We start from the raw sequence: 16,095 nt of genomic DNA, 5'->3' as shown, positions 1-16,095 counted from the left end.
CCCTAATACACATGAACGACATCTACTCGTTCATGGCTAACTTCTTTTGTGACGATTGCTGCAGCTTTCAACTTGGAATAGTCTTTTTCTATTTATTGCCTTACTCGATCTTGGACGTAATTGTAGCGCCCAAACTTTCAAACGCAAAAAAGGCCTCGACCCGAATTATAATCACAGTAAAACAAGCACTGTGCCTCAATCGGTCCAAAGACCTCCATTTGTCATAACCGCCAGTTTCCCGCACGGGTTCGGCACTTGTTTATATTTCAATTTATCAAATCAACATAATTAATCCTTTTTTAAACTCATTCTTTCTAACTTTTCTTCATCAATGATAATGTATTTCCTACCTTTTTTTTCTAATAACCCGTCTTCGTGGAATTGGTTAAGTGTGTATAATAAATGTCGATAGCTTACCCCCATGTATTCTGCTGTTTCGGTATGTTTCTCTTGAAAGCAACCATCGTTTTCTATTTGAAGAATATATTTCGCTAATCGATTTTTGAATTCATAATCCTGCATATCTGTGTAATGATCCGTTCTTTTAAGTAATTTATTACCTAAATATTTTGATAAATTAAAGAGAAAAAGATTGTCATTTAACAGATGCTCTTTCGATGAAGCCAATGGAACCGYTAAGCAAGTGCAGTCGTTTATAGCCACAACATCTTTTAAATTCTCTTCCACCTCAATCAACGATAATTCACCAATAAAATCATCTTTCTTTAGAAACTGAATCAGCGCACGTTTTCCATTTTCGTGTACTATATATATTTTTGCCCGCCCATCCAATAATAAAAATAAGTACTGAATATCTTCATCAAAGCGCACTATATATTCATTAGAAGAAAACTTACAAATAAAAGCCTGATGTAACACAGCTTTCGGAAAAGTTTCTTGAATATCATTATATATATCTACAAAATTTTCAGCGTAATCCTCCAAATTGATTTTTTCCACTTTATCACCTCAATATGAGATATCTCCTATTATCATATTCTTATTTTCGATATATTACTACCCAGAGGTGAATAGGAATGAACAAATACAAACATATTATTTTTGACYTAGATGACACAATCCTTGATTTTCAAGATTCAGAAGAAAAGGCTTTAATACAAATTATTACACGATACGAGTTGCCTTATAACAAACAAATCATTGCAAGTTATAAGCGCATTAATGAGAGATTATGGCATGAGTTAGAGAAAGGCTTGATTACTCGTGAACAAGTGCTGACAACGCGTTTTTCACTTTTTTTGAAGGAATTTCATATAGATGAAAACGGAGCAAAAGTTGAAGCTTTGTACCGTGAGTATTTAAACCAAGGACATAAGACCGTTATCCATGCACATGAATTATTAAATGCTTTAAGTAAGCAAGATTATAAATTATATATTGGAACAAACGGTGTAGGAAAGACTCAAAGAAAAAGATTAAGAGATGCCATGCTAGAAGGATATTTTGAACAACTTTTTATCTCCGAAGAAATGGGTTATGAAAAACCGAATCCCCATTTTTTTTACTATATTTTTGATGCCCTGAATATAAGCCGAAAAGAAGAATTATTAATGATAGGTGATCGTTTAACATCGGACATTCAAGGAGCTATCAATGTCGGAATTGATTGTGTATGGTTTAACCCTAAGCGAAACATGCCTAAATCAGGTTCACCTAAGAGCACATATACGATACCAAATTTAATGCAAATAATGGACTTATTAGAGGAACAATCATGAAAAAAGTAATTCAATCGATTCTACTCTATATAGTAAGCGCTATTGGTATAAGTATTACATTAAAGGCGGGTATTGGAGTAAGTGGTTTTAATGCGATGAATTTATCCATCTCTGAATGGACTTCCATAAAAGTTGGCACAATTACATTCATTGCAAATCTCATTTTTCTAATCGTTTATATTTGCCTAAGYGAAAAAAAGGATTTTAGAAAATTTACTTTGATGTTCATTTCCATCTTGTTCTTTGGAATGGTTATTAATTTTTTCCTCTATACTATTTTCGGTACGATTCATATAGAGAATTATTTAGTAAGAGTCGGACTATTTATTTTCGGTGTGATACTAGCCGGTGGAACAACAGGCATTATTTTATCATTAGATATTATTCCTTTTCCAATTGAAAGTTTATGTTTACGAATAGCCGAATTAACAAAACTCACTTTCTCTCAATACAGATATAGTGTCGATTTATTCTCAATTCTTCTTTCAATAACAATATCACTACTATACAATTTACAATTCAATATTCGAGAAGGAACGATTATCAGCTTCTTCTTTTTATCCGGCATTATTTCTTATACACGTTTGAAATTTGAAAACTATCAGCTGAAACCAAAAACTCAATAAAAAGCAAGACTAAAAACTTTAGGGTTCAAGGTGAAGTTTTAATAATGAAATCTGCTTTTTCGTTGTTCAACTCCCACGAAAATAAAAGAACTCTTATTATTGATAATATCGACCCGTTTTGCACACATTTTTATCCTCTGTGGTGTAGCGCTGATTTTGCACTACATGTATGGCTAACGGGTGCTTTACTTGAGGATCATTGAGCTGATAAAACGGCTCTTTTTCTTATTAAACTAAAGGGGCAGTTTAGTTGAACAAGCAACGATAAAATATACGCAGTTAGCTTGGATAAAAGGTAGGAAGAGAATTGTGTTGAAGCAAAAAAGAGGAAAGATTAACGAAATAGTATTCAATAATACTGCTTACTATAAGGGAAGATATAGATATTACCCGACCATTACAGATTTAAAGGGTATATTAGAAGAAATTATTAATTGTGATTCAACTACCGATTACATTAGGATTATACCGTTCTATAGGAATGAAGAATTGAATCACCAAATGGAATTCGAAGAATATATGTTTTATATAGAATGCAGGGATTGGTTTGATGAAAAGATTCAAGAGATACACATCTTAGATTGTCTTAATCCAGTAGATACCCCTAGAGCACTTAATGATGTGAAATTAGGTGCCATACTATATCCTTTATGTAAAAATAACGATGTTGTTTCATTTCAAAAGGCACTTGAAAAATATAAGGACTCTTTAAGAGAGATTCTACTTAGGATGATGGAAATAGCAAAATCAGAAATGGAATTAAAAGAAGAACATTTGCCATTTGGATATTTTTGCTTTGAAATTCATAGTGGATAATATGATCTTCAACTAACGGAGTAGGTTAGTTGAAGTAAAAAGAGTGGCCAAATAGATAAAGTATTGGGGTGCCTTTATGAAAAATACTTGTCCTTGTTGTGGATATAAAACTCTATATTCTAAGACTCGAGGTTCTTATGATATATGTAAAATTTGCTTTTGGGAAGATGATTTAGTGCAATTCGATGACCCCGATTTTGAAGGCGGGGCAAATGACGTTTCATTAAGACAAGCACAACAAAACTACATTAAGTTCGGGGCTTGCCAAGAAGACTGTATTGAATTTGTGAGAAAGCTAAATAAGAAAGATGTAAAAGATCCTAATTGGAAATCGTTGATTTAGAGTGAGGTTATTAAGTTAACGGGTACTTTAATTGAAGATCATCGGGCTGCTTAAGCAGATTTTTTTCTTATTGAACTAACGGGGCAGGTTAGCTCAATAAGAATAGTGGTCGTAATAATCTAAAAGTCGAAAAGAATGTATAACCAAATACAACACAAGGAGAGGTAATTTGAAAAAAATAAGAGAAGCAACAAAAGAAGATATGATAGATATTTATATGATGGGCTTTGATGTTTGGGGAGATGATATGCCAGTCGAAGAATATATAACAATGTGTCAGGATTCAAGTAAGTATAAGAAGGGGAAATGGTACGTTCTTGAAGCAACAGATACAAAGGAATTATTAAGTTCTCTCATCGTATATAAACTTAACCCTTCAGAAGACTTAATCGTAAAAGGGATAGGATCAATCGCGACACCTGCAAATTCAAGAAAAAATGGATATGCTTTTTTATTAGTCAAAGAAACAATGAACAAATTAGAACAGGAAGAAAACTGTAACAACTTTTTCCTGTATAGTGATATTGGGACAGACTTTTATAATAGATTAGACTTTATTGTTCTGCCTAATGAAAGTCAAAAATATAAAGACAGTATTTGTATGTACTACTCAAAAGAAAATGATATCGACTCTATATCATTTGATATCCCCAATTACTTTTAAGGGACATCACCATCTTGTGTGGGATATCGTTGATAACAGTATTGACGAGTAAATTGCAGGATTTATTATCAAATTTATTATGTACACTTATTCAACTAACGGGTGCTTTAGTTAAAGATCATCGGGCTGATTGTCAGCCATTTTCTTCTTGAACTAACGGGGCAGGTTAGTTAATTTACAATTAAAGGAGTTTAAACTTGTTTTAAAGAATTAATTAAGCAATTCATTTTCATGGAGGAATGATTGAATGGCTAAATTGATTTATCATGTTGCAGTTTCACTAGACAATTTTATTGCAGACCAAGGTATGTTAGATGGGAATATTAACAATTCTCTCTTCTTATTTGAAGGAGATCATGTATCAGACTTTTTATCAGATATTCAGCAATATGATGCGGTGTTGATGGGCAGAAAAACATATGAGTTTGGATTTCAATTCGGTGCTAAACCGGGTGAACCTGGCTATAAGGGCTTAAAACATTATATATTCTCAAACTCCATTCAGTTTGAATCGAACGAGGAAGTAGATCTTATCAAGGGAAATGCTATAGCTTTTATTGAAAATCTAAAACAGCAAGGGAACGGTAAACTGTGGCTATGCGGGGGAGGAGAATTGGCTGGGTCGTTGCTAAAACATAAACTCATTGATCAATTAGTGCTGAAGGTTAATCCAGTTATTATTGGTGAAGGTATATCTCTATTCGGCAGCGTAAAGCCATGTCATAAATTAGATTTAGTGGAAATGAAACAGTATTCTAGCGGAGTTATTAAACCCACTTACAATATTATTTATACTTCGGAAAATCCCGGTGAACCCCTGTAATGCATTTATTAAACTAAATTTCCCTTCCAATTGTAGAACTAACGGGGCAGTTTAGTTGAAAAACTAATTTTGGGAGACGTATCGTTTTTACTCTTTGCGGGGAAGAAAATGAAATAAAAAAAGGCTGTAACAATTGCCAATCGGCGGTGAAGTAACAGCTAGATGGACTACTTCAGGTAAGAAAATCCATGATGTAAACAAAAACTCTCTCTTTTTTAAGAGGGAGTTTTTTCGTTTACGTTTGAATTAGAAGAGAAGAATGAAATTAAAAGTTTTAGAAGTATATAAATTTTTGATCATATAACCAGACAAATAAAGCATTTCCGAGCTACTTAAGCATTGTAAGTATCTCTTTTATTGCATTATCAACAAATGATCGTTTTGGACGAGATTTCATAATTACGGTTAGCCCAATTAACGATACGATTAGCGCCTGTGCTAAGGCCTTCGCGTTTACATCGGTCTCGAGTTCACCTGATTGTATACCTCGTTCAATGGTTTCTTGAAATATGATTGAAAGGTACATTTGATGTTCCCTTGTAAGAATTTCAAATTTCTCATCATGAGGCGCAAGTTCGACCATCGTATTAATGCAAAAGCATCCTCTACTTCGACTTTCTGTGTATTCCTCAGCAACCACTTCTTCAAAAAAAGTGCAAAATGCTTCTTTTACTGATGGAAAGTTTTGAAATCTGGTTCGGATATCAGAAGCATGGGACATCGTGTATTTGCGTAGAGCGGCTTCGAACAAATCTTTTTTACCCCCAAAGGTAGAGTAAATACTGGGTCGTTGAATTCCCATTCTGGTAGTTAAATCACTTAATGAGGTTGCTTCATATCCCTTCTCCCAGAATAGTTGCATAGCTGCATCTAATACTCTTTCTTCGTCAAATTCGCGGGTTCGTCCCATAGTCAAAACCTCTCGTTACTCTTGATTTTTTTATGTTTAATTATATCTATCATATGAAACTGTCAATTGCCTTTAATTACGTACCGAACAGTATGTTATAAATATATATTTTTCACTTAATATTGTCAAATGTAGGCTAGTTAAACCTAACATGGGATTTCCGAATACAAAGACGTGATTACACGAAATATAATTTGTGCTTTGACATAATTAGTTTCTGGGAGTTATATTTACCAAGCAATATAACATACTGTTCGGTACGTTATATTTCTCCGTATCTAAAATTAATGGAAAAAAGGGGTGTACAAATTGGAGGGAATTAAAGAAAAAATAGCAGTCAATGCAGAGATAAAAGCGAATTCGACTCGGGGAGCATTTATCTCATCTGATTCAGTCCGTGTCTCTTCCATGTCTCGTAAAGTGTCATTATTATTTGCGGCTGCCTGTGGGATGTCAGTCGCCAACATCTACTTCGCACAGCCGCTACTAGATCAGCTGTCGAGTGAATTTGGTATCGACCATTCCATCATTGGAATTGTTATTACCATCACTCAAATCTTTTATGGATTAGGATTGCTGCTGTTAGTGCCGCTTGGTGATTTGCTGAACCAGCGCTTCTTGATTATCGGCCAGATGTTATTATCCGTAATAGTCTTGGTTATAGTTGGTACTGCTTCCACCAGCACGATACTATTTGCAGGAATGGCTTTAGTGGGACTTCTTGCGGTCGTAACTCAGACTCTTGTGGCGTTTGCAGCATCTATGGCTGCTCCTGCCGAACGAGGACGTGTCGTTGGTATTGTAACAAGCGGGATTGTAATCGGCATATTACTTGCGCGGTCCTTTGCAGGAATATTAACGGATGTTGCGGGTTGGCGTTCCGTATATCTAGTCTCTGCTGCACTAATGCTTTTTATGGTGTGTATGTTTTTTAGGGTATTGCCCAATGTTGAGCGAGAGGTAAAGTCATTGTCCTATCCTAAGTTGATTAGATCGGTGCTTATATTGTTTAAACAAGAACGCATCTTACGCATCCGCTCTGTTCTTGCCCTGCTGATTTTTGCTGATTTCAGCATTTTGTGGACTTCACTCGTACTGCCCCTTAGCACTCCGCCATTTTCTCTTTCGCATAGCGCAATTGGAGCACTTGGTCTTGTAGGAGTGGCTGGGGCTTTATCTGCAGCTCGAGCAGGGAAGCTAGCTGATCGGGGTTACGGACAGAGAACGACGGGCATTGCTTTGATTCTATTGTTGATTTCATGGTTTTTCATCAGCTATACAGAGCAGTCTCTATTCGCATTAGTTATAGGTATTGTTCTGCTTGACTTGGCTGTACAAGCCATACATGTTACTAATCAAACTATGATTCTTCCATTGCGACCGGAGGCACGTAGTCGGCTAACTGCCGGGTACATGGTGTTTTATTCTATCGGCAGTGCTAGCGGTTCAATTGCTTCTACCCAAATGTATGCGAATTATGGTTGGGAAGGAGTATGCTTGCTCGGGGCGTCAGTTAGTGCTTTAGCTCTTCTATTTTGGGCAATGACTAGGCGCGATACGGCTTCCGTCTGAGAAAAGACGTTAGCTTTCGGTATTTACAGGTATGCTCCGCATGTAATTTTCTCTTTAAGAAACGCCTGAAACCCTTGAAATATATGGGTTTCAGGCGTTTCTTATTTTCATGTTTAGTTAAGGAAAGTGCACTAACCTTAAACAAGTAGTAGTAACGAGTATTTAAATAGAACAGAAGATTTTAAAGCCATTGACATGTCTAAGGAGGCCAGGGGATTGAATTATTTTGTTATAACATAATATCAATATATCGGATATTACATAATGCTTACATTAGATTTACACTCTATTAATATTTATCACTTACCATTAAGCAGAAAAGCAAATTTGATTCTGTAGGGGGGCTTAAAATAATGTTCGGCCGTTTGTAAAAAAGTTGCACCGTTTATAAAAAAGATTGATTAGAATACAGTACATATTTTATAAGAACATTGATAAATCATGATATATCAGTGTTTTTTGATCGAACTTTATTCTGAAAACGTGGTCAACATGAGAGGATTAAAGGATTTGATCAATCTTTTTTCGAAAAATAAACTACGTCGTATAAAAAAAAATTAAGGGAGATGTTTATGGTTACCTTAACGAAGTTTAACAAGTCATTATTTTCATTTATCCTGATAGTTGGATTCCTGCTCAGCACCAGTGTTGGCTATATGCCGGTGCATGCAGCAAGCGATGCATATAGTCTGACAGAAGCAGAAAGCTTTAGTTCCAAGTCGGGTGCCTACCTAAAAGTCGAAGCTTGCCCAGATGGTGGACAATGTATAGGAGGTACTAATGACAACCAGTATTTAGCATATAACAATATTGACTTTGGTAGCGACGTTAATGGCGCTACGAAATTTAGTGCAAGACTTTCAGTTAAGGGATCAAATGCAGGGGGAGATATTGAAGTATGGATTGACGGTCCGACCAGCGCGAATGGTAAAAAAGTGGGGACACTTACTACCGCAGCTACCGCACCGGATAACTGGAATGTCTATAAAACTATGACAACCGATATTACTGAAGTTACAGGAATTCATGATGTATACCTTGTAGTAATGGTTGCGGCGGGAAAAACATATGTAGCCAACATCAACTGGTTTCAGTTTTCAAAGACATTGAACAGCATTGAGCTTACAAAACCACCAGCAAAGACTGTATACCGTATTGGAGAGAGCCTTGATATCACGGGTATGGAAGTCACAGGCACCTATATTGACGGTTCGACTAGGGGGGAGGAAGTCAGAGCTTCCGACGTAAGCGGATTTAACAGTTCATCTGCAGTAGCCAGCCAGATACTAACCGTCACAGTACGCGGTAAGACAGTAACTTATCCAGTAGAAATAAAGCCGAAGGTACTAACAAGCATCACAGCACCTGCAGCGATTACTGGTGTAGTAAACGGAACAGCGCCTACACCGGTGGCCCTTGGATTGCCTAGCACAGTAGTACAGGTGACCGACGGCGGTAATTTGAATGCACCTGTAACCTGGAATATAGATGCATCAGGCTATGTTCCGTCCGTAAAAACCGAGCAGAGTTTCACGGTAAAGGGAACAGTAGATCTGCCAACAGGGGTTACAAATCCGGATAATGTAGCATTGTCAACAAGCATCAATGTTACGGTTCTTGCTTCAACAACACCTGACAGGGATACTAGTTATAAATTCAGCTTTATGTCCATTTCTGATACACATGCAAATGTACAAGGGGATATCGCCGATGTCAGACTTGACAATGCATTGCAGGAAGCAGTTAGCAATAATGTGCAATCCGTTAGCGTTGGTGGAGATCTTACTGAATATGGCACAGATGCACAATATAATACATTAATGAAAACAATGAACAAATATCCTCAACTTGATCGCAACTTGATTTTAGGGAACCATGATGTAAGGTGGATGGGAGGATTTGAAACAGCTAAAAACAGATTTTTGACACATACTGGTATGCCAGGTGTTTATTATGATAAGTGGATAAGCGGATACCACTTCATTTATTTGGCAACGGAGACTGATGATAAAGACAGTGCATATATATCAGATACCCAGATGAAGTGGTTAAGCGATAAGTTGGCGGAGAATGCAAGTAAAGACAAACCCATATTTCTCTTCCTTCATCAGCCACTAGATAATACTGTATATGAGGAATATCCTTGGGATCCTTATCAAAGCGATGAGGTACAGGATCAAAAGTTAAAGGACATTATTGGAAAATATCCTCAAAGCGTTTTCTTAACGGGACATATACATTATCCTCTCACGTTACCGGGTACTTTCTATAATAAACAGTACTTTACAATGATGAGAGATGGAGCTATCAAGGATTCAGGTCAAGGCTTGATTTTAGATGTTTATGCCGATAGGGWGGTAATAAATGGAAGAGACTTCTCGAAAAAAAGTACGGTAACTACCTGGACCATAAATAATTACACTGCGGATGCACTTGCAGCAGATAAACAAGCGCCTACCGAACCAACCAATGTCTCGACGAAAGTAGTAACAGACAAGATGGCAATGCTGTCATGGGATACAGCTACAGATAATTTTACGGGTAATGTAGGTGTTACAGGCTACGATATATATAATGGAAAAAAACTGATTGGATCTACAACAGGGCGTACGAACTTTAAAGTGACAGGGCTGAAGAAAAAAAAGACCTATCAATTTACTGTAAAAGCCAGGGATGCAGCAGGAAATGTTTCAGCGGCCAGCAGTCCGTTAAAAGTTACCACTTTAGCATTCGATCCTGCTCCGGTAAATTTGGTTCTGAATAAGGAGATTACAGCCAACGGAAGTGTGGTGGGATACGAACCGTCCAAGGCAGTAGATGGATCGGCTGAAAGCGGCCGAAAGTGGTCTTCCAATACGACCGGGGACAAATGGATGATGGTCGATCTTGGAGGGAATTATGATATAAGCAGGTGGGTAGTAAAGCATGCTGGAGAAGGCGGAGAGACCTTATCCCTGAATACAAAAAATTATATGCTTCAGGGAAGTCTGGATGGAACTACCTGGACTGACCTAGATTCAGTAGAAGGAAACGTTTCGAACAGCACGGACAGGTATATAACGAAATCCACCGCAAGGTATGTAAGACTTTATATTACGACGCCGCAAAATTATGCGGAAACAGGAACAGCAAATATTTATGAATTTGAAGTCTATGGGCGGTAACGATTATGTTGTTCCGCATAGAGGGAACGGATTCCAGCATGACTGAGTTTTTTACTAGCTAATTATTATAATACGTAGTGACTTAGTTATTTAGATAAAAGCAATTAACGGGTTCTGTTTTCGAGTACAAAAAATTAAATAGCACCAATTAGCAGTCATTTTCGCAACTGAATCTGACTGCTTCTTTTTGTGATATGACTGGAATTGGGGACAAAAAATAAAAACGCTTTAATTTATACATTTTTTATATCCTAAGGAAATCTTGTATATTGTACCAGTTTAATTCTAGATAGAGATGGTATTCAGGAATACCATATTTTTGAACATTCAATAATAGCCCAAATTCACATGCGAATTGGGCTCTTTTAAAAACGCGTATATATCAGTATGGCGTTATAACTTTAAAAAATTGGTTTAGTTATATAAAGTCCAAACTTAATTCTCTTCATTCTTTTCTAAGTAGCGATAACCATCATTATCGCTACTTAGAAAAGAATGAAGTTGATTATTCCTACTTTCTAGGGATTAATGATTTGGATTCCGACTAAAGATACTTAATCACTTCCTCGCATTTTTTAAAAACTAAACGAATATGTTTAGTTGTATTGAATTTATGCTATAGGAAGGACGAATTTTGTGAACGGTACCCTATCAGACGAAATTAATCGAATTATAAGCATCTTGAAGAAGGATCAATCTGAAGTAGGAACTTGGGATTATCCTTTTGAAACAGGTATTACAACGGATGCCTATATGATTATTTTATTGCGTTCATTAACTATTGATGATGAAAAATTAATAAAGGAACTAGTAGATCGGATTTTAAGCGAACAACAAGATAGTGGGGCTTGGAAGCTGTTTTATGATGAAGAAGATGACGGTAATGTAGCTGCCACGATTGAAGCTTATTACGCCCTTCTATATTCCGGCTATTGTTCTCACGATGATGTACGAATGCAAGTAGCAAGACAGTTTATTTTATCAAATGGGGGAATAGACAAAAGTAATTTACTAACAAAAATTATGCTGGCAGTAACTGGGCAATTTTCACGGTCAAAAATTTTTACTGTCCCGACAGAATTTGTTTTACTACCACACTCATTCCCAATGAACTTTTTCGACTTTTCTGTCTTTGGTAGGGCGAATATCGCTCCACTCATGATTCTCGCTGATAAGAAATACATAATTAAAACAAATAAAAGTCCAAACATTTCAGATTTATATATTTTGAACCACAACCGGTGGGATGAAGAATATTTATCAAGGGTCCTCTCAAATGAATGGAGTCCTTTTCTTTTATCCATTCAAAAAAGAATTGAGGACCTAATTGGTTTGCCAAAGCAAATTCAGGAACTTGCGGTTGATAAGACAAAACAGTATATGCTGGAACGAATTGAACCGGATGGCACCTTATACAGTTACTTCAGTTCGACATTTCTGCTAATTTTCGCGTTGCTTTCCCTTGGATATAAGAAAGATCATCCCACAATCATTCATGCGGTAAACGGATTAAAGTCTATGAAATGCCAAGTTGACGGGAAGACTCATATGCAATTCACCACAGCAACGGTATGGAATACAGCTTTAATTAGTTATGCCATGCAAGAAGCAGGCGTTTCCGAATTAGATCCCGTTATAAAAAAAGCAAACCAATTTTTATTAACACGACAGCATTATAAATATGGGGATTGGGTCATACACAGTCCACATAGTCTCCCAGGGGGATGGGGTTTCTCAAATGTAAATACAATGAACCCTGATATTGATGATACTACTGCATCCTTAAGGTCAATTTGCAAAACTGTCATTAAAAAACCCAAGGTCCATACATCTTGGGACAGAGGAATCAACTGGGTATTTTCAATGCAAAATGATGATGGAGGATGGCCATCATTCGAAAAAGGCGTGAATAAAAGCATTTTGTCTATGATTCCAATTGAAGATGCTGAATATTTACTTGCAGATCCTTCAAGTGCAGATTTAACAGGAAGAACATTGGAATTTTTCGGGAAATTCACTAACTTAAAGAAGAGTCACGACTCTATAAAGTTAGGTGTAAATTGGCTATTCGATCATCAAGAACCGAATGGATCGTGGTATGGCCGATGGGGCATTTGTTATATTTATGGTACTTGGGCTGCTATAACCGGGCTTGTTGCAGCAGGAATATCGTCGGACCATCCTTCTATTCAAAAATCTGTCAAATGGCTTCGTGATATTCAAAATTTGGATGGGGGATGGGGAGAGTCTTGTAAAAGTGACAAAATGAAAACGTACGTTCCATTGAGAGCCAGTACGTTAACTCATACAGCCTGGGCATTGGATGCGCTGATTGCTGCTGAAGACGAACTCACACCAGAAATAATATCCGGCATCAAATATATTTTAGAAAATAATGACAAAGATGACTGGACAACTTCTTATCCAAAAGGACAGGGAATGGCTGGCAGTTTCTATATTCATTATCATAGTTATCGATATATTTTCCCTCTAATTGCACTTGCGCATTATCAAAAAAAATTTCCGAATGAAAGCCTCTAAACTCTCAAGAACGAATAGGTATGAAAGGTGACATACCATACTATGGCGCAAGCGGAATTGTTGGGTTAATTGTGAACCCAGTCACGTCAATTGATTCACCTTCTGAATCCTTATTGCCACTCGTAACTCCCAGAGGATTAGGTATAATATTTTATTGAAAATAGTATTTTGCAGATGTATTAGCTATTTCACCACATATTACCAAGATTGTTTCGTTAAAAATATTATTCTGAAATAATTATTGACAAATTTACTTCTAATCCGTATAGTATGGGATATTATAAAAAAAAATCAGATATAGTTTTCAAAACACAAAGATCAGGAGTAGTAAAAGCTCATTATTCGGTAAAGAGAGCTGCGGGTTGGTGCAACGCAGTCCAATGATACTTTGAACTTGCCTGGGAGTGGTAAAGCGAAAGTTTAGATTTAATCTATTCTCTTATTTTAACGATTGACCTTCGTTACAAGGTTTTTAAAGCAGGGTTCGTAAAGAGCCAATAAGAGTGGTACCGCGGTAAGCTTAAGGCATATCGTCTCTTTCTTCATTTGATTGTGAAGGAAGAGACGATATGCCTTTTTTGATTTTTTGGGAGGTCAGGATATGGAAACCGACAAACAGAATTTACAGAGGACAATGACTTCAAGACATATTACGATGATGGCATTAGGAGGTGCCATTGGGGCAGGTTTATTTAAAGGAAGCAGTTCAGCCATTGATATGGCAGGACCATCCGTAATAATTGCTTACTTGATAGGGGGCATCATCCTATTATTCATCATGCAAGGTTTAGCTGAAATGRCAGTCAGCAATAGCGGTGTAAGAACATTTAGGGATCTTGTCCAATCTATCTTAGGAAAGTATCCTGCCTATTTCCTGGATTGGATCTATTGGAAAATGTGGGTATTGAACATCACCGCAGAATCAGTCGTTGCGGCTATTTTCCTTCAATATTGGCTGCCTGAATATCCAATCTGGATACTGGCATTAGCTGTTTCGGTGTTAGTTACAGCGATCAACTTGCTATCGGTAAAGGTTTTTGCTGAAACGGAGTACTGGCTTGCTTTAATTAAAATTACCGTCATCATTGTGTTCATCATAGCTGGATTATTGTTATTGCTAGTGACTTTTGGTGATCATACAGCAATCGGTTTCTCTAACTTGACTGACCATGGTGGTTTTTTTCCGAATGGATCAACAGGATTAATCACAGCGATGCTGGTGGTAATCTATTCATATGGCGGTACAGAAATTATTGGGGTAACATTGGCAGAAACGAAAAATCCCGAAAAAGTGGTTCCAAAAGCTGTTCGCAGTACATTGGTCAGGATTATTTCTTTCTATATCATTCCATTTTTCATCATTGTTAGTTTAATTCCTTGGAATGAAGTAAACGGGGTGCCTGAAAGTCCGTTTGTGATGGTCTTTCAAAAAATAGGGATTCCAGGTGCTGACCATATTATGAACGCCGTTGTTCTACTAGCGATTATTTCATCAATGAACTCTGGATTGTATGGTTCATCTCGCGTTCTGTATACACAAGCCATGGACGGTCGCATTCCGAAAATATTTTCACGTTTATCCAAGAAGAAAGTGCCTGTTTACGCAATATTAATGTGTACTTCCGCTTTATATGGTGGTGTACTGATTTCCTTATTTGCTGGAAGCAAGACCTTCGATTTCCTGATGGGATCACTGGGATATACCGTACTATTCATCTGGTTAATCATTGCCTTCGCTCATTTAAAATCACGTAAACAACAGTCTGTAAAAACAAGTGCCTATACAGTTAAATGGTTCCCGTATACAACTTGGGCTGCGATTATCGCTTTAATTACGATCCTAATCGGAATCATTTTTACGACATCTATCATCGTAACGATCATTACACTTTGCATCTACATCTTTATTACCTTAACTTATGTATGGCAAAGACGCCTTAACAAAATCTAGAGACTTCCTCAATGTATTTTGTAGTTGATCAGATCCCGATGGCGAGTTGTATACAGCACCTATTAGAGATTCTGTGAATGGAATCATCACTTTTAATACACCTTCGAAGTTCAATGGATTTACATTTGAAAATATTTCACTGACTTTTGCCAATGGAAAAGTGGTCAAGGCAACAGCAAACCATTCGGAGAAACTTAATGAAATACTTAATACAGATGAAGGAGCAAGTTATGTTGGTGAATTTGCATTAGCCTTTAATCCGAAAGTGAAAGTTCCAATGAACAATACGTTATTCGATGAAAAAATTGATGGGAGTTTCCATATTGCCTTAGGCAGCTGTTTTGACGAAGCAGATAATGGGAATAAATCCGCCATTCATTGGGATTTGATTTCCATACAGCGACCTGATTATGGTGGGGGAGAAATCTATTTTGATGGTCAGTTAGTACGGAAAGACGGGCGGTTTGTTATTCCTGAATTAGAAGTATTAAATCCAGAAAGAATAGTAGCTCAATAAAAACACAGTATTGCTCGGAAGTGTAAAATAAATAGTCCTTGTTGAACTAACGGATGCTTTACTTCATTAATGAGTGAAGCCTTTTTTCTTATTGAACTAACGGGGCAGGTTAGTTGAACAGGCAGTATGATAAAATTTATAAAGTGTCGGAGTGAGTATATGAAATATACATGCCAATGTTGTGGATATAAAACTCTTAGAGAAGGAACACGGGATAGTTATGATATTTGTAAAGTTTGTTTTTGGGAAGATGATCTTGTACAAAATGAGGATCCGGACTTTGAAGGTGGGGCAAATGAAGTCTCTTTGAGACAAGCACAAAGGAATTTCAAGTTGTTTGGAGTAAGCGAAATGATATATAAAAACAATGTTGTAAAACCTGTTGTTGGGGGTTACGCCAAAGACAAAAATTTCAATCCACTATAGCGT

At 36.8% G+C, this 16,095-nt stretch carries 13 protein-coding genes, 1 pseudogene and 1 other annotated feature; of the genes and pseudogenes, 12 read left to right on the top strand and 2 right to left on the bottom strand.

All coding sequences use genetic code 11. The features are described from left to right. Positions 1 to 288 precede the first annotated feature (288 nt). Positions 289 to 960, bottom strand: coding sequence for a transcriptional regulator YeiL (gene yeiL / locus AC1DSB_RS04810; protein ID WP_477585938.1), 672 nt, complete (start codon positions 958 to 960; stop codon positions 289 to 291). Between the two features lie 77 nt (positions 961 to 1,037). On the opposite strand from yeiL, the gene AC1DSB_RS04805 reads away from it, so the two are divergent. The 6 genes from AC1DSB_RS04805 to AC1DSB_RS04780 all read left to right on the top strand — a co-directional run bounded on the left by AC1DSB_RS04805 (position 1,038) and on the right by AC1DSB_RS04780 (position 5,011). Then, on the top strand, positions 1,038 to 1,739 hold the full coding sequence (locus AC1DSB_RS04805) for a YjjG family noncanonical pyrimidine nucleotidase (RefSeq protein WP_477532606.1): 702 nt from the start codon (positions 1,038 to 1,040) through the stop codon (positions 1,737 to 1,739). Then, a complete protein-coding gene (locus AC1DSB_RS04800) occupies positions 1,736 to 2,365 on the top strand; it encodes a YczE/YyaS/YitT family protein (protein WP_477532605.1) in 630 nt (209 codons plus the stop codon). Before AC1DSB_RS04805 ends, AC1DSB_RS04800 begins: the two co-directional genes overlap by 4 nt. Positions 2,366 to 2,674: 309 nt before the next feature. Then, positions 2,675 to 3,181, top strand: coding sequence for a hypothetical protein (locus tag AC1DSB_RS04795; protein ID WP_477532604.1), 507 nt, complete (start codon positions 2,675 to 2,677; stop codon positions 3,179 to 3,181). A gap of 76 nt (positions 3,182 to 3,257) precedes the next feature. Then, entirely contained in the window at positions 3,258 to 3,524 is a 267-nt protein-coding gene (locus tag AC1DSB_RS04790; protein WP_477532603.1) for a CPCC family cysteine-rich protein, read from the top strand. Between the two features lie 169 nt (positions 3,525 to 3,693). Next, positions 3,694 to 4,188: a hypothetical protein gene (locus AC1DSB_RS04785; protein ID WP_477532602.1), complete on the top strand. Its 495-nt coding sequence runs from the start codon at positions 3,694 to 3,696 to the stop codon at positions 4,186 to 4,188. A 247-nt stretch (positions 4,189 to 4,435) separates the two neighbouring features. Beyond that, positions 4,436 to 5,011 (top strand): dihydrofolate reductase family protein, encoded by a 576-nt coding sequence (locus AC1DSB_RS04780; RefSeq protein WP_477532601.1) that lies wholly within the window; start codon positions 4,436 to 4,438, stop codon positions 5,009 to 5,011. A 328-nt stretch (positions 5,012 to 5,339) separates the two neighbouring features. On the opposite strand, the gene AC1DSB_RS04775 is transcribed toward AC1DSB_RS04780, so the two are convergent. Further along, on the bottom strand, positions 5,340 to 5,921 hold the full coding sequence (locus AC1DSB_RS04775) for a TetR/AcrR family transcriptional regulator (protein WP_477532600.1): 582 nt from the start codon (positions 5,919 to 5,921) through the stop codon (positions 5,340 to 5,342). Between the two features lie 348 nt (positions 5,922 to 6,269). Here AC1DSB_RS04775 and AC1DSB_RS04770 point away from each other — a divergent pair, with 348 nt between their 5' ends. The 6 genes and pseudogenes from AC1DSB_RS04770 to AC1DSB_RS04745 all read left to right on the top strand — a co-directional run bounded on the left by AC1DSB_RS04770 (position 6,270) and on the right by AC1DSB_RS04745 (position 16,092). After that, complete coding sequence (locus AC1DSB_RS04770; protein WP_477532612.1) at positions 6,270 to 7,493, top strand: MFS transporter; 1,224 nt, start codon at positions 6,270 to 6,272, stop codon at positions 7,491 to 7,493. Positions 7,494 to 8,065: 572 nt separating this feature from the next. Beyond that, positions 8,066 to 10,657, top strand: a complete 2,592-nt coding sequence (locus AC1DSB_RS04765; RefSeq protein ID WP_477585936.1) for a carbohydrate-binding protein — start codon at positions 8,066 to 8,068, stop codon at positions 10,655 to 10,657. Positions 10,658 to 11,293: 636 nt separating this feature from the next. Then, positions 11,294 to 13,198: a squalene--hopene cyclase gene (gene shc, locus AC1DSB_RS04760; RefSeq protein ID WP_477533109.1), complete on the top strand. Its 1,905-nt coding sequence runs from the start codon at positions 11,294 to 11,296 to the stop codon at positions 13,196 to 13,198. A 305-nt stretch (positions 13,199 to 13,503) separates the two neighbouring features. Continuing rightward, positions 13,504 to 13,739, top strand: a binding site (T-box leader). A 60-nt stretch (positions 13,740 to 13,799) separates the two neighbouring features. Then, a complete protein-coding gene (locus AC1DSB_RS04755; RefSeq protein WP_477585934.1) occupies positions 13,800 to 15,149 on the top strand; it encodes an amino acid permease in 1,350 nt (449 codons plus the stop codon). Positions 15,150 to 15,183: 34 nt separating this feature from the next. Next, a pseudogene (locus AC1DSB_RS04750) lies at positions 15,184 to 15,666 on the top strand (aminopeptidase); the annotation flags it as partial. Positions 15,667 to 15,825: 159 nt separating this feature from the next. Then, positions 15,826 to 16,092 (top strand): CPCC family cysteine-rich protein, encoded by a 267-nt coding sequence (locus tag AC1DSB_RS04745; protein ID WP_016427033.1) that lies wholly within the window; start codon positions 15,826 to 15,828, stop codon positions 16,090 to 16,092. The last annotated feature ends 3 nt before the right edge of the window (positions 16,093 to 16,095 follow it).

The organism is Paenisporosarcina sp. P4_E4_2, assembly GCF_056401595.1.
The sequence above is the reverse complement of the archived record's forward strand: the minus strand, read 5'-3'. Positions and strand labels throughout refer to the sequence as shown.